The following is a 25249-nucleotide window of genomic DNA, read 5'->3' on the forward strand; positions in this document are numbered from 1 at the left end:
ATGAGCCACCTGAAACTGAACGATATCCACGACAATCGCATGAGCGCCTTTACCCAGACGCTGGGCCTGGAGCTGATCAGTCTGGATCAGGACGGCTGCAGCATGCGCCTGGAGATCGGTCCGCAACATTTCAATGCCGGTGGGCGCGTGCATGGTGGGGTGACTTTCTCGCTACTGGACTCGGCCATGGGTGCGGCTGTGTATGCGCGGCTGGACGCCCATGAGGCAACCGCTACCATTGAATGCAAGATCAACTACACGCGCGCCATCACCGGCGGCGTGCTGGAATGCCGGGCGAAGGTAATGCATGCCGGTACCCGCACCATGGTGGTCGATGGCGAGGTCTGGCAGGACGGTGCATTGGCGGCCAAATGTCTGGGCACCTTTGCGCGCATCTGAATCTGCCGATTGCCGACGCGGCGCCGGTTGACCGGGGCCAGCTGTTTTCACTGTTTGAGGAGTGACACCCTTGTCACCATTGCTGAACCAACGTCTCGACCTGCTGGCGCAACCGTCCTTGCGCGACAGCCTCAATGCCTGCATGCATGGGATCGAGAAGGAGAGCCTGCGCATCGACGCGGGTGGCGTCCTGTCACAACAGCCGCATCCCGCCGGACTGGGTTCGGCGCTGACTCATCCGACCATCACCACGGATTACTCCGAAGCGCTGATCGAGCTGATCACGCCGGTGTGTCGGGATATTGACGAGCTGTTCCAGCGACTCGACAGCACCCACCGCTTCACCTATGGCGAGCTGGGCGAGGAACGGCTGTGGACCGAGTCCATGCCCTGTGCCTTGCCCGCACGCGATCAGGATATCCCGATTGCCTGGTACGGCAACTCCAACGTCGGCATGCTCAAGCATGTCTACCGGCGCGGTCTGGCGGTGCGTTATGGCAAACCGATGCAGTGCATCGCCGGCATCCACTACAATTTCTCGCTGGCACCGCAGCTGTGGGAAGCGCTGCGCCAGCAAGACGGGGACGCGCGTAGCCCACAAGACTATCAGTCCGAGCGCTATGTGGCGCTGACCCGCAACTTCCACCGTTACGCCTGGCTGCTGATGTACCTGTTCGGCGCTTCGCCGGCGCTGTGTGCGAGCTTCCTGCAGGGGCGCGATCATCAGCTGGAACCGCTGGGCGACAAGAGTCTGTATCTGCCCTACGCCACCAGCCTGCGGATGAGTGACCTGGGCTACAACAACGATGCCCAGGCGGGTCTGAGCGTCTGCTACAACAGTCTGGAAAGCTATATTGCCAGCATGCAGAAGGCCATCAGTCTGCCCTATGCGCCCTATGCAGCGCTGGGCACCCATGATGCGGACGGCCAATGGCAGCAGCTGAACACCAATCTGCTGCAGCTCGAAAATGAATTCTACAGCTCGATTCGCCCCAAGCGGGTGACCCGCAGCGGTGAGAAACCGACGCATGCATTAGCAGCACGCGGAGTGGAATATGTCGAAGTGCGCTGCATGGATATCGACCCTTTCGCGCCGCTGGGTATCGAACCGAGCACGGCGCATTTCCTCGACAGTTTCCTGCTGTTCTGTGTACTGGCCGAGAGCCCGGCGATGTCCGAAGAGGAATGTCGGTTGAGCAATGAGAACTTTGCGCTCACCGTCAAGCGTGGCCGTGAACCGGGTCTGCAGCTGACGCGCAAGGGGCAGCCATGCAGTCTGATCGAGTGGGGCGAGCATCTGCTGGACAATATAGCGGCCTGTGCCAGCCTGTTGGACAGCGCCCAGCAGACCAGCGCCTACAGCGACAGTCTGCAGCTACAACGCGCCAAGCTGCAGGACGCCACATTGACGCCGTCGGCGCGGGTGCTGCAAGCGATTGGCGAACATGACAACAGCTTCTTCCGCTTTGCCCTGGCGCAGTCCGAAGCGCATCGTGAACACTTCCTGTCGCGCCCGCTGGATAACCGCGAGCAGCAGGATGCAGCTGCCGTCGCCCGGCAGTCAGTAGCCGATCAGGCCGAGCTGGAAGCGGCGGACAGCATCGACTTTGATACCTACGTGGCGCGTTATCTGAGCCAGTAACGGTGATGAGTCGGGTTGATCGAATTTTCCGCGGCTGGCAGTTGTCTTATGCCAGCTGATCAACCACCAGTATGGTGATTGACCCGACTGCCGCTGGCGCGGCTAGACTGTGGAAAATTCAATCAAGGAGCCATCATGAAAGCCGTACTGTGCAAAGCCTATGGACCTGCCAGCACACTGTCGCTGGAAGAAGCCGCCGATCCGGTCGCCAAGGACAACCAGGTTGTCATCGATGTCCACGCCGCCGGCGTCAATTTCCCCGATACCCTGATCATCGAGGGCAAGTACCAGGTCAAGCCGCCGTTCCCCTTTTCGCCGGGCGGTGAGGCTGCCGGTGTGGTCTCCAGCGTGGGCAGCCAGGTTACCCATCTGAAGCCGGGCGACCGGGTCATGGGGCTGACCGGCTACGGCAGTTTTGCCGAAAAAGTAGCCGCCGCCGGCACCCACGTGCTGCCGATGCCCGATGACATGGACTTTGTCACCGCGGCCGGCTTCAGCATGACCTACGGTACCTCCATGCATGCCCTGACCCAGCGCGGCAACCTGCAGCCGGGTGAAACCCTGCTGGTGCTCGGCGCCTCCGGTGGTGTCGGCCTGGCGGCGGTGGAAATCGGCAAGGCCATGGGTGCCCGCGTCATCGCCGCTGCCTCCAGCGACGAAAAGCTGGAAGTCGCCCGCCAGGCGGGTGCCGACGAGCTGATCAATTACAGCGAAGGTGAGCTCAAGGAGCAGGTCAAGGCGCTGACCGGTGGCCAAGGCGCTGACGTGATCTACGATCCGGTGGGCGGCGATCTGTTCGACCAGTCCATGCGCTGCATCAACTGGCGCGGGCGTTTGCTGGTGGTGGGCTTTGCCAGCGGCCGGATTCCCGAGCTGCCGGTCAACCTGGCCCTGCTCAAGGGCGCCGCGGTGGTCGGTGTGTTCTGGGGCGCTTTCGCCACCCGCGAACCCCAGGCCAACCTGGAGAACTTCCAGCAGCTGTTCCGCTGGTACAGCGAGGGCAAGCTCAAGCCGTTGGTATCCCAGACCTTCGAGATGGACCAGTACGAAGCAGCGCTGACCACCCTGACTACCCGTCAGGCGGTGGGCAAGATCGTGATCAAGACGCGCTGAACAGCGATTGTTCCTTTCACCGTCATCCTCGGCGAAGGCCGAGGATCCATTGTTCAGTCCGGCGCTGCGGGTCGGTGGATTCTCGGCCTTCGCCGAGAATGACGGGGTGTGGGAGCGGCGCCTCGCCGCGATAGCGCTGCAGGCCAGCTTAAAGGCTGCCGGCAAACCCCTGCTGCCGCCAGGCCTCATAGACCAGCACCGCAGCGCTGTTGGAGAGATTCAAGCTGCGGTTGTCGGGATGCATGGGGATACGCAGCACCTGCTCGGGCGGCAGGGCGTCGCGGATGTCGGCGGGCAACCCGCGGCTTTCCGGACCGAACAGAAACAGGTCCCCCGGCTGATAGCTGACCTCGCTGTAGCACTGCCGACCCTTGGTGCTCAGGGCGAACACCCGATTGGGTTGGACCTTCGCCAGACAACTGGCCAGATCCGCATGGGTCTGCACCGGTGCGTACTCGTGATAATCCAGTCCCGCTCGGCGCAGGCGCTTGTCATCCAGCTCGAAGCCCAGCGGTTCGATCAGATGCAGCTGACAGCCGGTGTTGGCGCACAGGCGGATGATGTTGCCGGTATTGGGCGGGATTTCCGGTTCTAGCAGGGCGATGTGAAACATGGCAGAAGGGTCCGCAAAAAAACGCAGCTGAGTGTAACTGAATTGCCGAGCGTGGACGTAGAAGGATAGGGCGGTAGCGGCATAAAAAAGGCAGCCCCGGTGTGGGCTGCCTTTTTTGTGATCTGCCGATATTTATCAAATAATCAGAACGCGTGGCTGTAGAACAGCGCGTAGCTTTCAATGCCTTCGTTCGGCTGTTTTATCCCGGCGTTGGAGTAGTGGATAGCGCGTACGCCGAGGCGGCTGCCGCCCGGCAGTACCACACCGGCGCCGAGACGGTCTTCGAAGTGGAAGGCCGAGCCCATGTCACGCTCGCCCACATCGGTCGAGGAGAACAGGGATACACCGATACCAAACTCGACAAATGGACGCACGCGGTTGCCATTGAACTGGTAAACCAGCACCGGGCTGAACGACAGGGAGTGCGCGCCCGAGGCGTCGCTGCCCTCCCAATAGGTGTAAGCGGTGTCCCAGTACCCGGTAAGGTAGCCCCGGTCGCTTTGCCACCAGTGCTTGTCCCAGTCGTGGGACAGGCTGGCGCGCCAGGTCATTTCACCCTGGCTGGTAGCGCCGACGGAGGCGGAAATGTGATTGTCGCTGTCATCGGCGTGTATCGGAGCCACGACCAGGGCAGTACTCGCCAGTGCTGCCAGGGTCAGGGCGGTCAGTTTATAGTGCTTGCTCATCAGGTCTCCTTGTTGGTTGTCTGTGGTGCCGGGGCCTCCGCGGATTGCCAGCCGCCACCCAGGGCGCGATACAGGGCCACTTCGCTGGTCAGCTGTTGCAGGCGGTAGGCAAGCTGCTGTTGCTGCGAGGCGAACAGCTCCCGCTGGGCATCGAGCACTACCAGATAGTTGTCGACGCCCTCGTCATAACGTTGCTGGGCCAGCTCGTAATACTCGCTGGTGGTCACCACCAGGTCGTTCTGCGCCTGCAGCTGTTCATCAAAGGTGCCCCGTGCGGCCAGTCCATCACTCACTTCACGGAAGGCGGTCTGAATGCTCTGTTCATACTGGGCAACGTTGATATCCCGCTGGATCTCGCTGTACTCCAGGTTGGCTCTGAGCCGGCCCGCAGTGAAGATTGGAATATTGATCTGCGGAATAAAGCTCCAGGCGCCGGAGCCGCCGTCGAACAGGCCATCCAGGTCAGCGCTGGCGGTACCGGCGGAGGCGGTCAGGCTGATGCTGGGAAAGAACGCAGCGCGGGCTGCGCCGATATCGGCGTTGGCGGCGCGCAGCTGATGCTCAGCAGCGCGGATGTCCGGCCGTTGCTGCAATACATCCGCCGGCAGGCCAGCGGGCAGGTCGGCCAGCAAGGGTGCATCCAGCTCGGTGCCCAGCAGCAACTCCGACGGGATGCTGGTGCCCATCAGCAACTGCAGGGCATTGTGGTCTTCGGCCAGTTGGCGCGTATACAGCGCCAGTTGTACCCGGGCCTGTTCCACCAGACTGCGGGCCTGACGTACATCCAGTGCCGAGGCAATGCCACCGGCATGGCTGGCTTCGACCATCTCCAGGCTCTCGCGGTAGCTGTCCAGCGTGGCTTGGGTCAGCTCCAGCAGGGCGTGGTCGGTATTCCACGCCAGCCAGGCACTGGCCACGTCGCTGACCAGCGCAATCTGCACGCTGCGCTGTGCCTCTTCGGTAGCCAGATAACGTTCCAGCGCAGCACCTTGAAGGCTGCGTATCCGCCCGAACAAGTCCAGTTCCCAGGCACTGGTGCCGAGGCCGACGCTGTACTGGCTGTTGATGCCGGACTCGCCAGAGGGCGACAGGTCACTGGGTAGCCGTTGCCGGTTGCCGCTGCCATCCACGCCGATGCTGGGCAGCAGTTCGGAGCGCTGGATGCGATACAGTGCCCGGTAGGACTCGACATTCAGCGCGGCCTGGCGCAGGTCGCGGTTGTTTTCCAGCGCCAGATCAAGCAGTTGCTGCAACTGCGGGTTCTGAAAGAACGTGCGCCGATCCAGCGGCATCGCGCCAGCAGCGGTGGGCTCCGCTCCGGCATAGGCTGCGCCTTGCGGCCAGCCATCGGCTACCGGCGAGGCCGGTTGCTGGTACTCAGGGATCAGGCTGCAGCCGGACAAACCGAGGGCGACAGCCAGGGTCAGATAGCGGATTTTCATAGCGTGTCTCCTGCGGTGCTGGCATCTTCCACAGCAGCTTTGCCTTTCTTGCCTTCAAACAACTTGACCACCAGCACGAAGAACAGCGGCACGAAGAACACCACCAGTACTGTGGCGGTGATCATCCCGCCGACCACGCCAGTCGCGATCGAGTGCTGACTGCCCTGGCCGGCACCGCTGGCCAGCGCCATGGGCATTACCCCGCAGGTGAAGGCCAGCGACGTCATCAGGATCGGACGCAGTCGCAGCCGAGAGGCTTCGATGGCGGCCTGCACCAGACTGCGGCCCTGGTTTTCATACAGGTCCTTGGCAAACTCGACGATCAGGATGGCGTTCTTCGCAGTCAGGCCGACGGTAGTCATCAGGCCGATCTGGAAGTACACATCGGCGGTCAGGTCACGCATCAATGTGGCCGATACCGCACCAATGATGCCCAGCGGTACCACCAGAATCACCGCGACCGGGACCAACCAGCTCTCATACAGCGCGGCCAGGCACAGAAATACGATCAGCACGGTCAGCGCGTAGAGCATCGGTGCCTGGCCGCCGGTCTGGATTTCCTCATAGGACAGGCCGGTATAGGCAAGGCCAATACTCGGTGGCAGTTCCTGCATGATCCGCTCGATGGCCAGCATGGCATCGCCGGTACTGTAGCCGGGCGCCGGCTGGCCGAGGATTTCCACCGAGGAAATGCCGTTGTAGCGCTCCATCTTCGGCGAGCCGTAGGTCCACTGGCCGGTAGCGAAGGAGGCAAACGGGATCATCTCGCCCTGCTGGTTGCGCACGTACCATTTGTCGAAGTCCTCGGGGGCCAGGCGCGAGTCCATATTGCCTTGCAGATAGACCCGTTTTACCCGGCCCTGGTCGTTGAAGTCGTTGACGTACATCGACCCCCAGGCGGCGGACATGGTTTCGTTGATCGCGGCGATGCTCAGCGAGTGGGCGCGGGCCTTCTCGCGGTCGATATTGACGCGGAACTGCGGTTCGTCATCCTTGCCGTTGGGGCGTACGGCCATCAGCACCGGGTCCTGGTTGGCCAGCGTCAGGAATTGATCCCGGGCGGCCATCAGTTGGTTGTGCCCCAACCCGCTATTATCCTGCAGATAGAAGTTGAAGCCCATGGCGTTACCCATTTCCAGAATTGCCGGTGGCGGGAAGACCAGTACCTGGCCATCCTTGATCTGGGCAAAACGTTGCTGGGCGCGCTGGGCAAGGCTGAATACGTCCTGGCCGGAATCGCTGCGTTCCGCCCAATCCTTGAGCTGGACGAAGGCCATACCCGAATTCTGGCCCCGGCCGGCGAAGTTGAAGCCGTTGACGGTCATCACAGAATCGACAATGACCTGTTCATCCTCCAGCATGTAATTGCGTACCTCGGTCAGCACCGCTTCGGTGCGCTCGGCCGAGCTGTTGGCGGGCATGCGCACTTCCACCATCAGCAGGCTCTGGTCCTCGTCAGGCAGGAAGGCACCGGGTATCTGGGTGTATAGCCAGCCGGTGCCACCGACGGTCAGCAGAAACACCAGCAGATAGCGGCCGCGCCTATGCAACATGCCGCCAACACCCCGTTCGAAGCGTTGGGTGCCCCGATCGAAGAGACGGTTGAACCAGCCGAAGAAGCCTTTCTTCTCCTGATGCGCACCGGGTTCGGGGGCTTTGAGGAAGGTGGCGCACAACGCAGGGGTGAAGATCAGCGCGGTCAGCACCGAGAGGCTCATGGCGATCACGATGGTGGCTGCAAACTGGCGGTAGATAATGCCGGCGGAACCGCCAAAAAAGGCCATCGGAATGAACACCGCGGACAGCACCATGCCGATACCGACCAGCGCACCCTTGATCTGGTGCATGGATTTGCGCGTGGCCTCCAGTGGCGACAGCCCTTCGTCATGCATCAGACGTTCGACGTTCTCCACCACCACGATGGCATCATCCACCAGCAGACCGATGGCCAGCACCATGGCGTACATGGTCAGCACGTTGATATTCAGGCCGAACAGCGGCAACAGGGCGAAGGTGCCGAGCAAGACCACCGGCACGGCCAGGGTCGGAATCAGCGTGGCGCGGAAGCTCTGCAGGAACAGGTACATCACCAGGAATACCAGCACAATGGCCTCGATGATGGTATGTACCACCGAGCTGATCGACGCTTCGACCACCGGCGTGGTGTCGTAGGGATAGACTATCTTCACTCCATTGGGCAGAAAGGCTTCCTGCTGATCCAGCACCGCGCGGACGCTCTTGACGGTCTCCAGCAAGTTGCCGCCAGGCGCCAGGCGTACGGCAATACCGGCAGCGGGGGAACCGTTGAAGTTGCCCGAGATGGCGTAACTGTCGGCGCCCAGACCGACCTCGGCAACATCCTTGACGCGGACCTGAGAGCCGTCCTGGTTGACCTTGATGAGAATTTCGCGGAACTCGTCAGCCGTGCTCAGGCGGGTGCTGCCGATCACCGTCGCATTGAGCTGTACGTTGGAATGCGCGGGCAGGCCGCCGAGCTGGCCAGAAGAAACCTGCACGTTCTGTTCGCGGATGGCCTGGGCCACATCGCCAGGCGTCAATTGATAGCTGTTGAGCTTGGTCGGATCCAGCCAGATGCGCATGGCATTCTGTGAGCCGAGCAACATGAAGTCGCCGACGCCCTCGATACGTGAGATCGGGTCCTGCAGGTTGGAGGCGATATAGTTGCCCAGGTCGAAGTTATCCATGCGCCCGCTTTCATCGACCAGAGCGATGATCTGCATGAAATTGACCTGATACTTGACCACCCGGATGCCCTGGCGCTGAACCTCCTCGGGCAGTTTTGGAGTGGCGAGCTGCAGCTTGTTCTGCACCTGCACCTGGGCAATGTCAGGATCGGTGCCCTGCTCGAAGGTCACGATGATCTGCGCGCTGCCATCGGAGTTACTGTTTGAGGACATATAGCGGAACCCATCCAGACCACTGAGCTGTTGCTCGATGACCTGTACCACTGTGTCCTGCACGGTTTCCGCCGAGGCGCCGGGGTAGGCGACGCTGATACTCACTGCCGGGGCGGCGATATTGGGGTACTGGCTGATCGGCAAGGTTTTCAACGACAGGGCACCGGCGATCATCACTACGATGGCCAGGACCCAGGCGAAGATCGGCCGGTCAATGAAAAAATGCGGCATGGGGCTCTCCTCAGTTGGCTGCGGCGGTGACCGGCAGGCCAAACTCGGCAACCAGATTGATATTGCCGGCCGCAACCGGAGCGACTTCGATGCCATTGCGCACCAACTGCAGACCCTCGGTGATTACACGCTCGCCATCATTGATACCGCTGCCGATCAACCAGGCATTGCCGACGGTGCGCAGGGTTTCCAGCTCGCGCTGCTCAACCGTGTTGTCGGCTTTGACTACCCAGGCGTTGGCCACCCCGCGGGTATCGCGGAATACCGCCTGTTGCGGCACCAGGATGGCATTTTCCTGCACCCCCTCCTGCAATTGCGCGCGTACGAACATGCCGGGTAACAGCTTGCGGTCAGGGTTGGGGAACTCGGCGCGCAGGGTCACGGCGCCAGTGCTTGGGTCGACCGTCACCTCAGAGAATTTCAGCGTACCGGGTAGGGGATAGGCACTGCCGTCATCCAGCTGCAACCTGACCCTTGCCTGATTTTCTCCGCTGGACTGCAGGCGGCCGGATTCCAAAGCACTTTGCAGTCGTAACAGGCTGGTGATGGGCTGACTGACGTCGACATGGATGGGGTCCAGCTGAGTCACGGTGGCCAGTTCCTGTGGCTGGCCGTTGGTGACCAGCGCACCCTCGGTGACCGCCGAGCGGCCGACCTGGCCGGAGATCGGTGACAACACCTTGGTGTACTGCACATCGATGCGTGCCACTTCCACCGCCGTACGGGCCTGTTGCCAGCCGGCCATGGCGTCATCATATTGCTGCTGACTGACGGCGTTGGTGCTGAGCAGACGCTCATAACGCTTGGCCAGATTTTCCGCAGTCTTCAGGTTGGCTTCGGCCCGTGCCAGCTGAGCTTCATAGGTGCGTGGGTCAATCTGATACAGCTGTTGACCCTGTTTGACCTCAGAGCCTTCGGTGAACAATCGCTCCTGCAGAATGCCGGTGACCTGCGGGCGGACTTCGGCGACGCGGTAGGCGCTGGTACGTCCGGGCAGGTCGGTAGTCAGTGTCAGTGCCTTGGCCTCAACGGTATATACCCCGACTTCCGGGGTGCGTGGGGCCTGTGATTGCTCATCGGTCGGCTGGCCGCAGCCAGCCAGAAACAGCGTTAGCGCTGCCAAAGGGGCTACCTTTGCAACGAGCAAAAATCGTGAGTACTTCACCGGCATTTCTCCATTCGGTATAAACGGTATGTATCGTAATGCGGTATAGTGTATCGACAAACGGTTTTTTGTGTAAGGGTTTTTGCAAGGCGATACGTCTGCGATCGGGTTTTGACGTGGTAAAAGCATGCAAGCTCAGGTATATCAGGGGGCAGCAGAGCAGTGTGTGCCGACCCCGGCATTGTGATTCGGTACGAGCGCCGTATTTATGGAGAAAAGAATGAGTCAACCACATGAACCGGATCACCCCAGGCAGGCAGGCATCCAGGTGATTGCCCGGGCCGCGCAGATCATGCGTGCCTTGGGTAACGCCCCGCAGGGTCTGAGCCTCGCGGCCATCGCCCAGGAAGTGGATCTGCCGCGATCCACGGTGCAGCGCATCATCAATGCCCTGGCCGACGAAATGCTGGTGGAACACACCGGTCCGGGTGGCGTGCGGCTTGGGCCGGCGCTGGGCCAACTTATCAATCAGACCCAGATCGACATCATTTCTCTGACCCGGCCCTATCTCCATGAATTGTCCGACCAGTTGCAGGAGTCGGTGTGCCTATGTTCGCTGTCGGGCGACAAGATCTACATCATTGATCGTATCGTTGCCGAGCGTGAGCTGCGGGTGGTATTCCCCATCGGTGTCTACGCGCCAGCGTATGCGACGTCCGCTGGCAAGGTGCTGCTCAGCGAAATGCCTGAAGCCAGCCTGCGTAGTCTGCTGCCTACGTCGCTGCCCGCGCTCACCGAGAAGACACTCAACCTGTCTCAGCTACTCAAGCAGATGGAACATGTTCGTCAGCAGAAAATCAGCAGTGATATGGACGAGTGTATCGATGGGGTGGGTTCATGTGCTGTGGCTCTGGAAACCTACCTGGGGTTGTTCTCCCTGGCTGTAGTGGGGCCAACGGCGCGGATGCTGTCCGGGGTTGGTCCGGTCAGCGAGACGTTGCTGCGCTGCAAGCAGGATATAGAGCGGGCTATCGGCCACGTTCTGGGAAAAAATTGAGAATCAGTGACCATGGCTCGAAGAAACAGTGAGGACGCTGCGCACACGCGGCAGAGCATTATCAGTGCTGCGGCCAAGGTGTTCTGCCGTGAAGGTATTGCCGGCGCCACGCTGGAAGAGGTAGCGCAGGAAGCCGGGATCACCCGAGGTGCTATCTATTGGCACTTCAAGGGCAAGCAGGGCCTGCTGCAAGCCTTGCTGAATGAGCAACCGCTGCCATTTGAGCGAGCTATTCCTTCGGGAATCGCCTTCGTGCCTGGCTGGGAGCTGCTATGTCAGGCACTGGAAGAAACCATGAACGATGATATATCGCGTCGGTTGTCCAGGATCATGCTGCATAAAAGCGAGCGGGTGGCCGGTTACGACCCGGTGGCGTCGCGTTTGCAAGAGATCCGCAGCAGCTTCATTGGGCAGCTGCGCGTACTGCTGGACAATGGCATGGCCGACGGTGAGCTGTCCGAACATCTCGATGTCGAGCTGGTCTGTGACGTATTCCAGAGCTGTATCTCCGGACTGCTGTTCGAATGCCTGCAAGAGGCTGGACCGAGCCAGAAAAAAATAGCCGCCATGCTCGACACATTGCGACATTTGCTACTCAATCCGCCGGTGCATTGGCTGCGTTTGGAAACGATTGGACTCCGTTGATTTCAAGTGGACACAGAAGTTCTGGCCCGGTGCTTGCCTGGTAGTGGCGGTTCGTTTCGGACAATCTTTCACAATCGGAGTCAGGCATGAAGATTCAAGCAGCCGTAACCCATGCCCAGGGCCAGGATTTCACGATTGAAGAGATGACGCTTTCTGCGCCCCGGTCCAACGAGGTGCGGGTCAAGGTCGTTGCGAAGTTTGGTGCTGGAGTCATGATGAAATAAAAAAAGGCGACCCCGGCCTGCCTGAACCGGAGCCACCCCAAGTACACCCATTTCAGATTAAGCAGTTAGTGTGCCAGTTTGGTTGCAGCAGCATGATCATTCGGTTTCATCATCGTCTGCGCCATCGACATCCAGGCCCAGATCCTTGATCTTGCGGGTCAGGGTGTTGCGTCCCCAGCCCAGCAATTGCGCAGCATCCCGGCGTCTGCCAGCAGTATGTTTGAGAGCGACCTCGATCATGATGCGCTCGAACGCGGGCACCGCCTGATCGAGCAATTGGGTGGTACCACGGGCCAGCTCCTGATCGGCCCAGGAGCGCAAGCTCTGCTCCCAGTTGGCATCGACTGCTCCATCCCGCTGTTGGGTAAGCAATTCCGGGGGCAGATCCTCGACCAGGACTTCGCGACTGGAGGCCATGACGGTGATCCAGCGGCAGGTATTTTCCAGCTGGCGCACGTTACCCGGCCATGGCAGGCTGCGCAGATAGTCCTGGGTCTGTGGCGTGAGCACCTTGGGCTCTACGGCCAGCTCCTGAGCCGCTCTGGACAGGAAGTGCTGGGCCAGCGCCGGAATATCCTCCCGCCGTTCGGACAGCCGTGGAATGTGAATGCGGATCACATTCAGGCGGTGGAACAGGTCTTCGCGGAATTTACCGGCCTGGACCAGATCTTCCAGGTTCTGATGGGTGGCGGCAATGATACGCACGTCCACCTTGATCGGCGTGTGCCCACCAACCCGGTAGAACTCGCTGTCCGCCAGCACCCGCAGCAGTCGGGTCTGGGTTTCGGCGGGCATGTCGCCGATCTCGTCGAGGAACAGGGTGCCGCCATCGGCCTGTTCGAAGCGCCCGCGGCGCTGCACGGCGGCGCCGGTGAAGGCGCCTTTCTCGTGCCCGAAGAGTTCAGACTCCATCAGATCATGGGGGATAGCCGCCATGTTCAGGGCGATGAAGGGGTTGCGTGCCCGTGGACTGTGACGGTGCAGGGCATGGGCGACCAGTTCCTTGCCGGTGCCGGATTCGCCGTTGATCAGTACCGTGATGTTGGAGTGCGACAGCCGGCCGATGGCGCGGAATACCTCCTGCATGGCGGGCGCTTCGCCGATGATTTCCGGCGTGTGGCTGATGCTGTCGCCTGTTTCCAGGTCATCCTGCTCGCGGCTGTGGGCCAGCGCCCGGCGCACCAGCGATACCGCTTCGTCGACATCGAAGGGTTTGGGCAGATACTCGAAGGCACCGCCCTGATAGGAGGCCACGGCGCTGTCCAGATCGGAATGGGCGGTCATGATGATGACTGGCAGTTTCGGATGCCGCTCGCGAATGCTCGACAGCAACTCCAGCCCGCTGGTACCGGGCATGCGGATGTCGCTGATGAGAACGTCCGGGCGCTGCTGACGGTTCAGCCTTGCCAAGGCGCTGTCGGCACTCTCGAAGCATACCGGCTGCACGCCATCCTGCTGCAGGGCCTTTTCCAGTACCCAGCGGATGGAGCGGTCATCATCAACGATCCAGACGTTATCGGTGCGGTTCATTCATCTTCTCCCGGAGTGGTTTCCAGCGGCAGAAACAGGGTAAATACAGTGCGGCCCGGCACGCTTTCGCATTCAATCAGGCCGTGGTGTCGAGTAATGATGTTCTGGGTGATCGACAGGCCGAGGCCGGTACCCTCAGCGCGGCCGCTGACCATCGGATAGAAGATGCTGTCGATGATGCCTGGCGCGATACCGGGGCCGTTGTCGGTGATTTCCAACCGGCAGATCAGCCGATGGCGCTTCGGGCCGATAGTGAACTGGCGCAGCGTGCGGGTACGCAGGGTGATCTGGCCATTCGGTGTGCCCGGGGCCGCCAGCAGCGCCTGCATGGCGTTACGCACTATGTTGAGCACCGCTTGAATCAGTTGTTCGCGGTCGACCATGAGATCCGGAATGCTCGGATCGTAATCGCGCAGGATCTGCAGATCGCCCTGGGTCTCGGCCTCCACCAGGCTGCAGACATGTTCGGTGATTTCGTGGATATTGATGCAGCTGAGCTGCGGCGGCTGGTACGGACCGAGCATGCGATCAACCAGATTGCGCAGACGATCGGCTTCCTGAATGATCACGTCGGTGTAGTCCTGCAGTTCATCATCGGGCAGCTCACGCGCCAGCAACTGAGCCGCACCGCGAATGCCTCCCAGGGGATTCTTGATCTCATGGGCCAGCCCGCGTACCAGTACCCGGGTCACTTCCTGCTTGGCCAGTTGCGCCTCTTCCTTGGTAATACGCAGCAGGCGATCCCGGGGCAACAGCTCGAGCAATACCCAGCTGGACTCCAGCGCGCTGACCGGTGTGACCGAGTAATCGGCCACCAGGGTCTGACCATTGGGCAGGTTCAGCTGTGCTTCGCGCTTGGTGAATGGATGCCCGTTGGCCACTGTATCGTGCAGAGATTGCAATGACTCCGCCGAATCGCTGAACAGGGTGTCGAGGCGCTGGCCGGTGACCCGTTGGCCGCTGACTTCCAGCAGTATCTCGGCAGCGGGGTTCATGTAATTGACCCGCAACCCATCATCCAGCAGCAATACTGCGGTAGTGAGGTTGTCCAGTATCTGGCGCAGGAAATGGTCAGGTAGCATAGGTTAATATCCACGACGCTGGGGCGGCTGTCCGCAAGGGTTGCCATAAGCGAACTGCAAGAAGTGAACCAGATCGGCGAGTGCTATCCAGATCGCTCGTGGTTTGGGCCGAGGTTGACCATCGGCCCGCAGGCCGCCGGCGATACATCGCTCAGGACCCGACTGGGCAAGCGCACGGCCGGTCCGTCACTATGGCACGATAGGTGTGCATGCGCACCAGAATGGTGCGCGCGAGAAGCTCAGCCGCCGGTTCCCGGTCTGGGCACGTTTGGCGCACGGGGTGCGGCGGGCGCTCTGGGCGCCTGGTTGGCACCGCCGCGACCGGGTTGGTTGAGTGAGGTGCGTTGCAGGTGCACAGTGATCGGTGAGCTGCGTTGCAGTTCCTCGCCGCGCGCATTGACCACGGCAACGGCGATCTGATGGCTGCCGCGGTCGATATTGCGCACCGTCAGCTGTTGTACCGCTGCACCGTTACCTGGCACGCCGGCACCGCTCAAGGTGCCGTCAATGGAAACGCGCAACAGATGGCTGCCGCTGAGCGGAGGGTCGGTTTGCACCGCCAGCGTCAGATCACCTTCGTTGCTGCGGATATTGCTGTCGTGCGCAGGGCTGCTGATGTTCAGTTCACGGTAGAAGTTGGCGTTGAGGGAGGTGTCGGTCTGCGGGCCGTTGCTGCGCGCCGGCGTGGCGACAGGTGGCGACTCGATGACATTGGTCGGTCCCAGCTCGACAGCATTGGCTCCGGGGCGGGGCTGGTCGGAATAGATGCGATTTCCTTGCGCATCGGTCCAGGAATAGATCTGCGCCGATGCAGGGCTGGTCAGCAGTAGCAGGGCACACAGGGTGCCGGGCAGCGGTAGCCGGATCATGGATATGTCACTCCTTCGATGATTGCCTAAGCCTTGCACTCAATCCTTGTCGTGACAAGTACTCAATGCTCCATTGTGACGCCGTTCAGGCATCAGGTAGAGCCGACCGTCGCGGGCTTACAAAAAAGGCGCCCCTGTCGGGCGCCTTCCGGTTCACTGCAGCAACGAATCAGACGCTGTAATACAGATCATATTCCAGCGGATGAACGAAGGTGCGTACCTTGAGTTCCTCGGCTGCCTTCAGCTCCAGGAAGGTGTCGATGAACTCGTCGGTGAACACGCTGCCCTTGGTCAGGAACTCGCGATCAGCATCCAGTGCTTCCAGCGCTTCCTTGAGGCTGCCGCACACCTGCGGGATCTGGCTGGCTTCTTCCGGAGGCAGGTCGTACAGGTTCTTGTCCGCTGCGTCGCCGGGGTGGATCTTGTTCTGGATGCCGTCCAGGCCGGCCATCAGCAGCGCCGCAAAAGCCAGGTAGGGGTTGGCAGCCGGATCCGGGAAACGCGCTTCGATGCGTCGTGCCTTGGGGCTGGATACATGCGGAATGCGGATCGAGGCAGAGCGGTTGCGAGCCGAATAGGCGAGCATCACCGGTGCTTCGAAACCGGGCACCAGGCGCTTGTAGGAGTTGGTCGACGGGTTGGTGAAGGCATTCAGTGCCTTGCCGTGCTTGATGATGCCGCCGATGAAATACAGCGCAGTGTCGGACAGGCCGGCATAGCCTTCACCAGAGAAGGTGTTCTTGCCGTCCTTGCTGATCGAGATGTGTACATGCATGCCGGAACCGTTGTCGCCATACAGCGGCTTGGGCATGAAGGTAGCGGTCTTGCCATAAGCATCGGCGACGTTGTGCACTACATATTTCAGGTTCTGCACTTCGTCGGCTTTGCTGACCAGTGTGTTGAATTGCACACCGATCTCGTTCTGGCCGGCAGTGGCCACTTCATGGTGGTGTACTTCCACGACCTGACCCATTTCCTCCAGTGCGTTACACATGGCGGTGCGGATTTCATGGTCGTGATCGACCGGCGCCACCGGAAAGTAGCCGCCCTTGACGCCGGGACGGTGGCCCTTGTTGCCGGTCTCGAAGGAGGAATCGGTATTCCAGGAGGCCTGCTCGGAGTAGATCTTGAACATCGAGCCGGAGATATCGGACTTGAACTTCACTTCATCAAAAATGAAGAACTCAGGCTCCGGGCCGAAAAAAGCGGTGTCGCCGATGCCGGTGGACTTCAGGTATTCCTCAGCCAGGCGGGCGATACTGCGTGGGTCGCGATCATAGCGCTGCATGGTGGCCGGTTCGATGATGTCGCAGACGATGATCAGCGTCGGCTCTTCGGTGAAAGGGTCGAGCACCGCAGTGTTGTCATCAGGCATAAGAATCATGTCGGACGCTTCAATGCCTTTCCAGCCGGCAATCGAGGAGCCATCGAACATCTTGCCTTCTTCGAAGAAGTCCTCGTTGGCATCGCGGGCCGGCATGGTCACATGCTGTTGCTTGCCCTTGGTATCGGTGAAGCGCAGGTCAACCCACTTCACGTCAAATTCGTTGATCAGTTGAATCGCTTTCGACATGTTCTTCTCCAGAAGGAATCATTTTCCAGGTAACAGCCTGGCGCCTGTCTATTAAATTCATGCGGCGTTCGATACGCTCCGCGGGTGTTACAAGCTGTGCGCAACCGAAGCAGCAAAAGCTGTGCCACTATCGCCAAGCCGCTGAACACCCTGCTGCAGCGCGGTTGGCCGATCACCATAGGGAGTGGGCAGCATTATCGCGCACTTAATGGGTGCGTGGAACAGCTGTCGCGCACCATATTGATGCGCTGAGCGGTTTTGCATGGCGCAAGCAGACTACCGCCAGCGCAGGTATACTGCGTCGCTTTTGCACCGCTGACCCATATTGACCTGCCAATTATGAAACTGATCATCAAGTTCTTCCCCGAAATCACTATCAAGTCTCGTCAGGTGCGCAAGCGCTTTGTTCAGCAACTGAAAAAGAATCTGCGGGTATTACTGCCACAGATCGATCCCGGGGTCCGTATCACTGGCGACTGGGACAGCCTTGAACTCAGTGTGACGGACGATCCTGCGCTGCAGACACGGATTATCGAGCGTTTGCGTAACACGCCCGGTATTGCCCACTTCAATGAGGTGCACGAATACCCGCTCGGGCCGCTGGATGAACTGGCGCAGCTCTGCGTGGAGTGCTTCGGTGCGGAGCTGGATGGCAAGACCTTTGCCGTGCGCTGCAAGCGGGTGGGTCATCACCCGTTCAGCTCGACCGACGTCAATCGCCTTATCGGTAGCCGCTTGATGGAGCAGACCGGTGCGCTCGGAGTCTCCCTGCGCGAGCCCGAGGTACAGGTGCAGCTGGAGATTCGCAATCAGCGGGTGTTCCTGATTCAGGCGCGGCACGAGGGCATGGGTGGTTTCCCGCTGGGTACCATGGAGCCGGTCTTGAGCCTGATGTCCGGTGGTTTCGATTCCACCGTGGCCAGCTATCAGATGTTGCAGCGCGGGCTGCTGCCGCATTTCGTGTTCTTCAACCTCGGCGGTCGTGCCCACGAGCTGGGCGTGCGTCAGGTCGCGCACCATCTGTGGGAGCGCTACGCTGCCAGCCATCGCCTGCGCTTCATCAGTGTGCCCTTCGAGGGCGTGGTGGCGGACATTCTGGAGAACGTGGAAAACAGCCAGATGGGCGTGGTGCTCAAGCGCATGATGCTGCGCGCGGCCAATCGCGTCGCCTTTCGCCGCGGCTACCAGGCGCTGGTAACCGGCGAGGCCATCGCCCAGGTGTCCAGCCAGACCCTGCCGAACCTGGCGGTTATCGATCAGGCCAGCGAGCTGTTGGTGCTGCGCCCGCTGATCACCACCAGCAAGACCGAGATCATCAGAACCGCCCGGCGCATCGGTACCGAGGCGTTCTCCGCCAGCATGCCCGAGTATTGCGGGGTGATTTCGGTCAGCCCGGATATCCACACCAATCCGGCCAAGGTCGCTGCTGCCGAAGCCGGCTTCAATTTCGCCCTGCTGGACGAGGCCGTGCTGCAGGCCACCCATACCGATTGCTGCGATCTGGAGCTGGATATGGAAGGCTCCGAAGTAGAAGTGGTACAGCAGGCGCTGGCCGGGCAGGTGGTGCTGGATATCCGCCCGCCGGACGAGCAGGAAGCCCGCCCGCTGACGCTCGACGGCATCGAGGTGCAGGTCGTGCCTTTCTACCGGTTGAACAGTCGTTTCGCCGAGCTGGACCCGGGTCGGGCCTATCTTCTGTACTGCGAAAAAGGTGTAATGAGCCAACTGCATGCCCAGTATCTGCTGGACCGCGGGCATGACAACGTAAGAGTTCTGCGTCTATCGACCCCATGAATCTACCGGCGGTCGCGCAATTTCGTTCAAAAAACATACACTGTCATGTCAGTGTCTGTATAATGCCGAACTCATTTTTTCAGTCAGCCGGCTGTTTGCCGCGCAATTCAGGACCTCCACAGTGATCGAGAATCTCCGAAACATAGCCATTATCGCCCACGTCGACCACGGCAAGACCACGTTGGTGGATAAGCTGCTGCGTCTGTCCGGCACGCTGGACCGCAAGGAGCTCGAGAACGAGCGCGTAATGGACAGTAACGACCAGGAAAAGGAACGTGGTATCACCATCCTGGCCAAGAACACCGCGCTGAAGTGGAAAGACTACGACATCAACATCGTTGACACCCCCGGCCACGCCGACTTCGGTGGTGAAGTCGAGCGCGTGATGAGCATGGTCGACTGCGTACTGTTGGTGGTCGACTCCATCGACGGCCCCATGCCGCAGACCCGCTTCGTGACCCAGAAAGCCTTCCAGGCCGGCCTGAACCCGATCGTGGTAGTGAACAAGATCGACCGCCCGGGCGCGCGCCCTGATTGGGTTGTTGACCAGATCTTCGACCTGTTCGATAACCTGGGTGCCACCGAAGAGCAGCTGGACTTCCCGATCGTTTACGCCAGCGCCCTGAATGGCCTGTCCGGTCTCGACCACGAGGATCTGGCAGATAACATGGATGCGCTGTTCCAGGCCATCGTCGACCACGTGCCATCGCCCAGCGTTGACCTGGACGGCCCGTTCCAGATGCAGATTTCCCAGCTGGACTACAACAGCTTCCTCGGTGTGATCGGCGTTGGCCGTATTGCCCGCGGCAAGGTCAAGACCAACACCCCGGTGATCGCCATCGGCGCCGACGGCAAGAAGCGTCAGGGTCGTATCCTCAAGATCATGGGCCATTCCGGTCTGCAGCGTGTGGAAGTGGAACAAGCCCAGGCCGGCGACATCGTCTGTGTCAGCGGCATGGATGAGCTGTACATCTCCGATACCCTGTGCGACATGAACAACGTCGAAGCGCTGCCGGCGCTGACCGTGGACGAGCCCACCGTATCCATGACCTTCCAGGTCAACGACTCGCCGTTCTGCGGCAAGGAAGGCAAGTTCGTCACCAGCCGCAACATCAAGGAGCGTCTGGAGAAGGAGCTGCTGCACAACGTAGCCCTGCGCGTCGAAGAAGGTGATTCGGCTGACAAGTTCAAGGTCTCCGGTCGTGGCGAGCTGCACCTGTCGGTACTGATCGAAACCATGCGCCGTGAAGGCTTCGAGCTGGCCGTTGGCCGTCCCGAAGTAGTCATCAAGGTAGTCGACGGCGAGAAGCAGGAGCCCTACGAGAACGTCATCATCGACATCGAAGAGCAGCACCAGGGTGCGCTGATGGAACAGATGGGTCTGCGCAAAGGCGATCTGACCAATATGGCGCCCGATGGCAAGGGCCGTGTCCGTCTGGAATACACCATTCCAGCCCGTGGTCTGATCGGTTTCCGCAACAGCTTCCTGACCATGACCTCCGGTACCGGCATCCTGACCTCGACCTTCAGCCACTACGGCTCGATCAAGGGTGGCGACGTTGGCCATCGTCAGAACGGCGTACTGGTCTCCATGGCTACCGGCAAGGCACTGACCTACTCGCTGGAAACCCTGCAGAGCCGCGGCAAGCTGTTCCTCGAGCCTGGCCAGGAAGTGTACGAAGGTCAGCTGGCCGGCATCCACAGCCGTGATACTGACATGGTGATCAACCCCACCAAGGGCAAAAAGCTCGACAACATGCGCGCCTCCGGCAAGGATGAAGTCATCGCCCTGGTACCGCCGATCAAGTTCAGCCTTGAGCAGGCACTGGAATTCATCGATGACGACGAGCTGGTCGAAGTAACGCCCAAGTCGATCCGTCTGCGCAAGAAGTTCCTGAACGAGACTGACCGCAAGCGCGCCAGCAAGAGCTGATTCTGAGCTGAAGCGTAAAAAACACCCCCGCAGGCAATGCTTGCGGGGGTGTTTTCATTTCCGGGAGTGGAATGGTCTCAGGATTCGCCCATTCCCGGAACGGGCTCGGAGGCAGCACCTGCTCGCACCCTCTCTTCGATCCGGCGACCTACGTCGGGGTCGACGCTCTTCCAATAGTCGAAGGCGCGCTCAAGTACCGGACTGCGCACCCCGCCGAGCAGGCTGCCAGCTACCTGTTCGACCAGCCCGTCGCGTTCCTGGTCATTGAATACCTCGCGCACCAGCGTGCCTGGCTGGCCGAAGTCATCGTCTTCGGCGTGCAGTTCGTAGGCGCTGCGTACCATATCGCCATCGGCTTCCCAACCATCTTCCATCTTGCCGGTGTCATCGGCCCAGCTGCGGTCGCCGCTGTTGGGTGCGTACACCGGGGCATTGCCGCTGTGTTCGTACGTCATCTGGCCGTCGAACATATAGGTGTTGACCTGCACCTTCGGGCGGTTGACCGGCAGCTGATGGAAATTGGTACCGATACGGTTGCGCTGGGCGTCGTTGTAGGCAAAGGCGCGACCCAGCAGCATCTTGTCCGGCGACAGGCCAATACCGGGTACGGTGTTGCCGGGCGAGAAGGCGGCCTGTTCAATTTCGGCGAAGAAGTTCTGCGGGTTGCGGTTGAGGGTCATCCGGCCGACCTTGATCAGCGGGTAATCCTTGTGTGACCAGATCTTGGTCAGGTCGAAGGGATTGAACCGATAGGTCCTGGCGTCGGCGTAGGGCATCACCTGTACCGACATCACCCAGCTCGGGTGCTCGCCTTTAGCGATAGCCTCGAACAGATCACGGCGATGATAATCCGCATCGATACCGGCCATCTCGGCGGCCTCGGGGTTGCTGAAGAACGCCATGCCCTGCTCGGTATGGAAGTGATACTTGACCCAGAAGCGTTCGCCGGCCGTGTTGATCCACATGTAGGTATGTGAGCCATAGCCGTTCATATGTCGCCAGGTGCGGGGCAGGCCGCGCGGGCCCATCAGGTAGGTCACCTGGTGTGCGGATTCGGGATTGTTGGTCCAGAAGTCCCACTGCATGTGGTTGTCGCGCAGACCGGAATCGGGCAGGCGTTTCTGGCTGCGAATGAAGTGGGGAAATTTCATCGGGTCACGCACGAAGAAGATCGGTGTGTTGTTACCCACCAGATCGTAGTTGCCTTCGTCTGTGTAGAACTTCAGCGAAAAGCCGCGCACGTCCCGCCAGGTATCGGGGCTGCCCATTTCTCCGGCGACGGTGGAGAAGCGCGCCAGCATCTCGGTCTGGGCGCCATTCTGGAACATGGCGGCCTTGGTATAGGCGGAGACATCTTCGGTGGTTTCGAACACACCAAAGGCGCCGGCCCCCTTGGCGTGTGGCTGGCGCTCAGGCACTTTCTCACGGTTGAAATGGGCCATCTGCTCGAGAAAATGCACATCGTGAAGCATGATCGGGCCATTGGCGCCGATGGTCAGGGAATTGCGATCGCTGGGCGCCGGTGCGCCGGTACTCATGGTTGAGCCGGTCGCTGGCTTGTCTGTGTCACTCATGGAGCATCCTCTTGGTCAGGCGTATGGGGAAACCTTTAGCGTCTGGCTTCTCGTCATTACTGTAGACCATATTGCCTGCTTGGGGAGCGGCACAGGTCAAAGCGCATCGCGCCCATGCGGCCGATCCAGATCCAGCAGCGGGCCAGCCGGTACTATGCCGGTCGGGTTGATGGTGGCGTGGCTGCGGTAATAGTGGTCCTTGATGTGCTGCATGTTCACAGTCGCTGCCACACCGGGCCACTGGTACAGCTCGCGCACATAGGCCGACAGATTGGGGTAGTCCACAATGCGCTTGAGGTTGCATTTGAAATGGCCGTGGTACACCGGATCGAAGCGAATCAATGTGGTGAACAGGCGCCAGTCGGCTTCGGTCAGGGTGCTGCCCAGCAGGTAGCGCTGATCGGCCAGCCGCTGCTCCAACTCATCGAGCATACCGAACAGCGGCCAGAACGCCTGCTCGTAAGCTTCGGTGGTGGTGGCGAAGCCGGCTTTATAGACGCCGTTGTTGATGCAGTCATAGACACGCGCGTTGAGCTCATCGATCTGTGTGCGCAGCGCTTGTGGATAATAATCGCCCGGCTTGGCGCCGATACCGTCGAAGGCGCTGTTGAGCATGCGGATGATTTCAGCCGACTCGTTGTTGACGATCCGCTGCTGCCGCTTGTCCCATAACACCGGCACCGTGACTCGGCCGCTGTAATCGGGGTCATTGGCGGTATAGACCTGGTGCAGGTAATCAGCGCCATTCAACGGATCGGCAATGACGCCCGCGTCCGGCGCAAAGGTCCAGCCCTGTTCGCGCATCAGCGGGTTGACCACGGAAATGCTGATCATGTCTTCCAGACCCTTGAGCGAACGGAAGATCAGCGTGCGATGGGCCCAGGGGCAGGCCAGGGATACGTACAGATGGTAGCGGCCCGTCTCGGCCTGGAAGCCGCCGTCGCCAGTGGGGCCGGCGTTGCCATCGGCTGTGATCCAGTTGCGGTATTGCGCTTCAGTGCGGACGAAACGGCCCTGGGTGGAATCCGTGTCATACCATTTGTCGACCCATTGTCCATCGATAAGCAGACCCATGTTCTGTTCTCCTGTGAAGGGAATGAAAAGCTGCCCTTGTTGTAGACAAGCTTGATGGGTCCATGGTCTATCGATTCTGGGCTGATGTTAAGCGCAAAAACAGCCGCCAGCATATCTATTAATTAGATGTGTTGGCGGGTGCTGGGCAGGGCTTAAGTGGAGTGCGGATGCCGGAGCTGCGCTGGGATCAGTCGTTCCAGCGGCCCGGCTCATAGGAAAATACCGGCAGCGACAGCGACCAGCGGATGGCAGAAAGACGCAGGGCCAGGCCGAAGCTGAACGAGGCCAGCAGGGTGACGTCATGATTGACGCCCAGCTCCAGCAAACTCAGATACAGCAATGCCACCAGCAGCGAAACGCTGGCATACAGCTCCTTGCGCAATACCATTGGGGTGCGATTGCACAGCAGGTCGCGCAGGATGCCGCCGAAGATACCGGTGGTGATACCGGCCATGATGACCACCGGTGTTTCATAGTCCAGCCGCAACGCCACGTTGCAGCCGATCACGGTAAAGGCGATCAGCCCCATGGCGTCGAGGATCAGGAACAGTGAATGCAGACGATGCATGAATCGCGCAATCAGCATGGTCAGCAGGCCGGCGGAGATGGTCAGGTAGATATACATCGGGTGCTGGGTCCAGGTGACCGGATAGTTGCCCAGCAGCATGTCGCGGACCGTTCCGCCGCCCAGTGCAGTGATAAAGGCAATGAAGGCAACACCGAACATGTCCATGTTGCGCCGGCCTGCGGCAAGGGCGCCGGACATGGCTTCGGCGGTAATGGCTATCAGATAGACGTAAAGAAGCACACAGGTATCCTCTGAACTGTGGCGCCTCTCCCCCTGTCCTTTTACCTGAGAGTTTACGCAGTCATCGACTGCTTGCCCCTTCGGTGGGTTGCCTGGCAACCGCTCTCCAGCTGGCGTTACGGTTGCGCCGAGCGCCATAGGTGGCGACTTGGGCTTCCGGATCTGATTCGCAGTAATGGGTACCTGAGCGATTATGGGAGTTTGCGCCTTCGGCGGAGGCTCAAGGCCTCTCTCTCCTGCGAGCGGGCGATTATACAGAAAGCGCCCGGTATTGGTATCTTCGCCGGACCGCTTGTCGCGGACCGGCGATGCCCCGGCAAATTGGTTACACTGAGCCTGCTAACACATCATCGCACTGCCGATGGGGTGACCTGACCAAGCGGAGTGGCCCATGCACCAACAGATACTCGAGTTCTGGTTTGAGCAGCTCAAGCCGGCAATGTGGTGGAGGAAGGATGAACAGCTGGACCAGCAGATTCGCCAGCGCTTCGGTGCGCTGCACCGGCAGGCGGCCAACGCTGAGCTGTGGCAGTGGCGCACCACGGCGCAGGGCCGGCTGGCGGAGATCATTCTGCTGGATCAGTTTTCGCGCAACATGCACCGTGGTCTGCCCGAGTCTTTTGCCCATGACGGCATGGCGCTGGTGCTGGCTCAGGAAGCCATTGCTGCCGGCGCCGATCTGGCGCTCCCGGTGGTGCAGCGCAGCTTCATGTACATGCCCTTCATGCACAGTGAATCACTGGCGATCCATGAACGAGCGGTTGTCCTGTTCAGCACGCCCGGCATGGAGGACAACCTGGATTTCGAACTGCAGCATCGGGATATCCTGCAGCGCTTCGGCCGCTATCCGCATCGCAACAAGATACTGGGGCGAACGTCCACCGAGCAGGAGCGGGTCTTTCTGACCCAGCCGGGCTCATCATTCTGAGCGCATGAG

General features: G+C 60.5%; 22 protein-coding genes and 2 riboswitches. Of the genes, 10 read left to right on the forward strand and 12 right to left on the reverse strand.

All coding sequences use genetic code 11. The features are described from left to right. The 3 genes from BLU11_RS17900 (at window position 1) to BLU11_RS17910 (ending at window position 3154) form a co-directional block, all read left to right on the forward strand. On the forward strand, window positions 1–399 hold the full coding sequence (locus BLU11_RS17900; RefSeq protein ID WP_090275698.1) for a PaaI family thioesterase: 399 nt from the start codon (window positions 1–3) through the stop codon (window positions 397–399). Window positions 400–469: 70 nt separating this feature from the next. Then, a complete protein-coding gene (gene gshA / locus BLU11_RS17905; RefSeq protein WP_090275700.1) occupies window positions 470–2041 on the forward strand; it encodes a glutamate--cysteine ligase in 1572 nt (523 codons plus the stop codon). Window positions 2042–2176: 135 nt separating this feature from the next. Continuing rightward, window positions 2177–3154: an NADPH:quinone oxidoreductase family protein gene (locus tag BLU11_RS17910; RefSeq protein WP_090275701.1), complete on the forward strand. Its 978-nt coding sequence runs from the start codon at window positions 2177–2179 to the stop codon at window positions 3152–3154. 148 nt (window positions 3155–3302) lie between these two features. Here the strand turns inward: BLU11_RS17910 and trmL are convergent, their stop codons facing one another. The 5 genes from trmL to BLU11_RS17935 form a co-directional block, all read right to left on the reverse strand. Then, window positions 3303–3767: a tRNA (uridine(34)/cytosine(34)/5-carboxymethylaminomethyluridine(34)-2'-O)-methyltransferase TrmL gene (gene trmL, locus BLU11_RS17915; protein WP_090275703.1), complete on the reverse strand. Its 465-nt coding sequence runs from the start codon at window positions 3765–3767 to the stop codon at window positions 3303–3305. A gap of 143 nt (window positions 3768–3910) precedes the next feature. Beyond that, complete coding sequence (locus BLU11_RS17920) at window positions 3911–4453, reverse strand: acyloxyacyl hydrolase (protein WP_090275705.1); 543 nt, start codon at window positions 4451–4453, stop codon at window positions 3911–3913. Then, window positions 4453–5895: an AdeC/AdeK/OprM family multidrug efflux complex outer membrane factor gene (gene adeC / locus BLU11_RS17925; protein WP_090275707.1), complete on the reverse strand. Its 1443-nt coding sequence runs from the start codon at window positions 5893–5895 to the stop codon at window positions 4453–4455. The genes BLU11_RS17920 and adeC overlap by 1 nt, the downstream gene beginning before the upstream one ends. Beyond that, complete coding sequence (locus BLU11_RS17930) at window positions 5892–9044, reverse strand: efflux RND transporter permease subunit (protein ID WP_090275708.1); 3153 nt, start codon at window positions 9042–9044, stop codon at window positions 5892–5894. Before BLU11_RS17930 ends, adeC begins: the two co-directional genes overlap by 4 nt. 10 nt (window positions 9045–9054) lie before the next feature. After that, window positions 9055–10215: an efflux RND transporter periplasmic adaptor subunit gene (locus tag BLU11_RS17935; RefSeq protein WP_157718711.1), complete on the reverse strand. Its 1161-nt coding sequence runs from the start codon at window positions 10213–10215 to the stop codon at window positions 9055–9057. A gap of 214 nt (window positions 10216–10429) precedes the next feature. On the opposite strand from BLU11_RS17935, the gene BLU11_RS17940 reads away from it, so the two are divergent. The 3 genes from BLU11_RS17940 (at window position 10430) to BLU11_RS19350 (ending at window position 12075) form a co-directional block, all read left to right on the forward strand. Then, window positions 10430–11206: an IclR family transcriptional regulator gene (locus BLU11_RS17940; protein WP_090275710.1), complete on the forward strand. Its 777-nt coding sequence runs from the start codon at window positions 10430–10432 to the stop codon at window positions 11204–11206. A gap of 12 nt (window positions 11207–11218) precedes the next feature. Then, window positions 11219–11851: a TetR family transcriptional regulator gene (locus BLU11_RS17945; protein ID WP_090275712.1), complete on the forward strand. Its 633-nt coding sequence runs from the start codon at window positions 11219–11221 to the stop codon at window positions 11849–11851. Between the two features lie 86 nt (window positions 11852–11937). Beyond that, the gene (locus tag BLU11_RS19350) at window positions 11938–12075 is read left to right on the forward strand and encodes a hypothetical protein (protein WP_157718712.1); all 138 of its coding nucleotides are present in this window, start codon (window positions 11938–11940) and stop codon (window positions 12073–12075) included. Window positions 12076–12171: 96 nt separating this feature from the next. Here BLU11_RS19350 and ntrC read toward each other — a convergent pair whose 3' ends face one another. From ntrC to glnA, 4 genes are all read right to left on the reverse strand, one after another. Beyond that, a complete protein-coding gene (gene ntrC / locus BLU11_RS17950) occupies window positions 12172–13605 on the reverse strand; it encodes a nitrogen regulation protein NR(I) (protein WP_090275715.1) in 1434 nt (477 codons plus the stop codon). Further along, window positions 13602–14687, reverse strand: a complete 1086-nt coding sequence (gene glnL, locus BLU11_RS17955) for a nitrogen regulation protein NR(II) (protein ID WP_090275718.1) — start codon at window positions 14685–14687, stop codon at window positions 13602–13604. Before glnL ends, ntrC begins: the two co-directional genes overlap by 4 nt. Before the next feature lie 239 nt (window positions 14688–14926). After that, window positions 14927–15556 (reverse strand): DUF4124 domain-containing protein, encoded by a 630-nt coding sequence (locus tag BLU11_RS17960; RefSeq protein WP_090275721.1) that lies wholly within the window; start codon window positions 15554–15556, stop codon window positions 14927–14929. Between the two features lie 169 nt (window positions 15557–15725). Further along, on the reverse strand, window positions 15726–17129 hold the full coding sequence (gene glnA / locus BLU11_RS17965) for a glutamate--ammonia ligase (RefSeq protein WP_090275723.1): 1404 nt from the start codon (window positions 17127–17129) through the stop codon (window positions 15726–15728). A gap of 96 nt (window positions 17130–17225) precedes the next feature. On the opposite strand from glnA, the gene BLU11_RS19420 reads away from it, so the two are divergent. The 3 genes from BLU11_RS19420 to typA all read left to right on the forward strand — a co-directional run bounded on the left by BLU11_RS19420 (window position 17226) and on the right by typA (window position 20856). Next, entirely contained in the window at window positions 17226–17381 is a 156-nt protein-coding gene (locus tag BLU11_RS19420) for a hypothetical protein (protein WP_172828700.1), read from the forward strand. Window positions 17382–17468: 87 nt separating this feature from the next. Next, a complete protein-coding gene (gene thiI / locus BLU11_RS17970) occupies window positions 17469–18923 on the forward strand; it encodes a tRNA uracil 4-sulfurtransferase ThiI (protein WP_090275725.1) in 1455 nt (484 codons plus the stop codon). A gap of 121 nt (window positions 18924–19044) precedes the next feature. Further along, a complete protein-coding gene (typA, locus tag BLU11_RS17975; RefSeq protein WP_090275728.1) occupies window positions 19045–20856 on the forward strand; it encodes a translational GTPase TypA in 1812 nt (603 codons plus the stop codon). A 77-nt stretch (window positions 20857–20933) separates the two neighbouring features. Here the strand turns inward: typA and BLU11_RS17980 are convergent, their stop codons facing one another. The 3 genes from BLU11_RS17980 to BLU11_RS17990 form a co-directional block, all read right to left on the reverse strand. Beyond that, window positions 20934–22430 carry a catalase gene (locus BLU11_RS17980; protein ID WP_090275730.1) on the reverse strand — a complete coding sequence of 499 codons (1497 nt, stop codon included), beginning with the start codon at window positions 22428–22430 and terminating at the stop codon, window positions 20934–20936. A gap of 96 nt (window positions 22431–22526) precedes the next feature. Then, a complete protein-coding gene (locus BLU11_RS17985) occupies window positions 22527–23504 on the reverse strand; it encodes a glutathione S-transferase family protein (protein WP_090275732.1) in 978 nt (325 codons plus the stop codon). A gap of 187 nt (window positions 23505–23691) precedes the next feature. Then, window positions 23692–24312 carry a trimeric intracellular cation channel family protein gene (locus BLU11_RS17990; protein WP_090275734.1) on the reverse strand — a complete coding sequence of 207 codons (621 nt, stop codon included), beginning with the start codon at window positions 24310–24312 and terminating at the stop codon, window positions 23692–23694. Between the two features lie 23 nt (window positions 24313–24335). Continuing rightward, window positions 24336–24432: riboswitch (glycine riboswitch) on the reverse strand. 40 nt (window positions 24433–24472) lie between these two features. Continuing rightward, a riboswitch (glycine riboswitch) is annotated at window positions 24473–24561 on the reverse strand. A 142-nt stretch (window positions 24562–24703) separates the two neighbouring features. On the opposite strand from BLU11_RS17990, the gene BLU11_RS17995 reads away from it, so the two are divergent. Further along, window positions 24704–25240 carry a DUF924 family protein gene (locus BLU11_RS17995; protein WP_090275736.1) on the forward strand — a complete coding sequence of 179 codons (537 nt, stop codon included), beginning with the start codon at window positions 24704–24706 and terminating at the stop codon, window positions 25238–25240. Window positions 25241–25249 lie beyond the last annotated feature (9 nt).

It is taken from the genome of Halopseudomonas litoralis (genome assembly GCF_900105005.1).
Taxonomy (GTDB): domain Bacteria; phylum Pseudomonadota; class Gammaproteobacteria; order Pseudomonadales; family Pseudomonadaceae; genus Halopseudomonas; species Halopseudomonas litoralis.

Coding starts and splice junctions, on each gene's coding strand:
- BLU11_RS17945 (WP_090275712.1), top strand. CDS start 11,219: ATGGCTCGAAGAAACAGTGAGGACGCTGCGCACACGCGGCAGAGCATT.
- BLU11_RS17930 (WP_090275708.1), bottom strand. CDS start 9,044: ATGCCGCATTTTTTCATTGACCGGCCGATCTTCGCCTGGGTCCTGGCC.
- BLU11_RS17920 (WP_090275705.1), bottom strand. CDS start 4,453: ATGAGCAAGCACTATAAACTGACCGCCCTGACCCTGGCAGCACTGGCG.
- ntrC (WP_090275715.1), bottom strand. CDS start 13,605: ATGAACCGCACCGATAACGTCTGGATCGTTGATGATGACCGCTCCATC.
- BLU11_RS19350 (WP_157718712.1), top strand. CDS start 11,938: ATGAAGATTCAAGCAGCCGTAACCCATGCCCAGGGCCAGGATTTCACG.
- BLU11_RS17940 (WP_090275710.1), top strand. CDS start 10,430: ATGAGTCAACCACATGAACCGGATCACCCCAGGCAGGCAGGCATCCAG.
- glnA (WP_090275723.1), bottom strand. CDS start 17,129: ATGTCGAAAGCGATTCAACTGATCAACGAATTTGACGTGAAGTGGGTT.
- BLU11_RS17910 (WP_090275701.1), top strand. CDS start 2,177: ATGAAAGCCGTACTGTGCAAAGCCTATGGACCTGCCAGCACACTGTCG.
- BLU11_RS17935 (WP_157718711.1), bottom strand. CDS start 10,215: ATGCCGGTGAAGTACTCACGATTTTTGCTCGTTGCAAAGGTAGCCCCT.
- BLU11_RS17995 (WP_090275736.1), top strand. CDS start 24,704: ATGCACCAACAGATACTCGAGTTCTGGTTTGAGCAGCTCAAGCCGGCA.
- adeC (WP_090275707.1), bottom strand. CDS start 5,895: ATGAAAATCCGCTATCTGACCCTGGCTGTCGCCCTCGGTTTGTCCGGC.
- BLU11_RS17985 (WP_090275732.1), bottom strand. CDS start 23,504: ATGGGTCTGCTTATCGATGGACAATGGGTCGACAAATGGTATGACACG.
- BLU11_RS17980 (WP_090275730.1), bottom strand. CDS start 22,430: ATGAGTGACACAGACAAGCCAGCGACCGGCTCAACCATGAGTACCGGC.
- trmL (WP_090275703.1), bottom strand. CDS start 3,767: ATGTTTCACATCGCCCTGCTAGAACCGGAAATCCCGCCCAATACCGGC.
- BLU11_RS17900 (WP_090275698.1), top strand. CDS start 1: ATGAGCCACCTGAAACTGAACGATATCCACGACAATCGCATGAGCGCC.
- thiI (WP_090275725.1), top strand. CDS start 17,469: ATGAAACTGATCATCAAGTTCTTCCCCGAAATCACTATCAAGTCTCGT.
- glnL (WP_090275718.1), bottom strand. CDS start 14,687: ATGCTACCTGACCATTTCCTGCGCCAGATACTGGACAACCTCACTACC.
- BLU11_RS17960 (WP_090275721.1), bottom strand. CDS start 15,556: ATGATCCGGCTACCGCTGCCCGGCACCCTGTGTGCCCTGCTACTGCTG.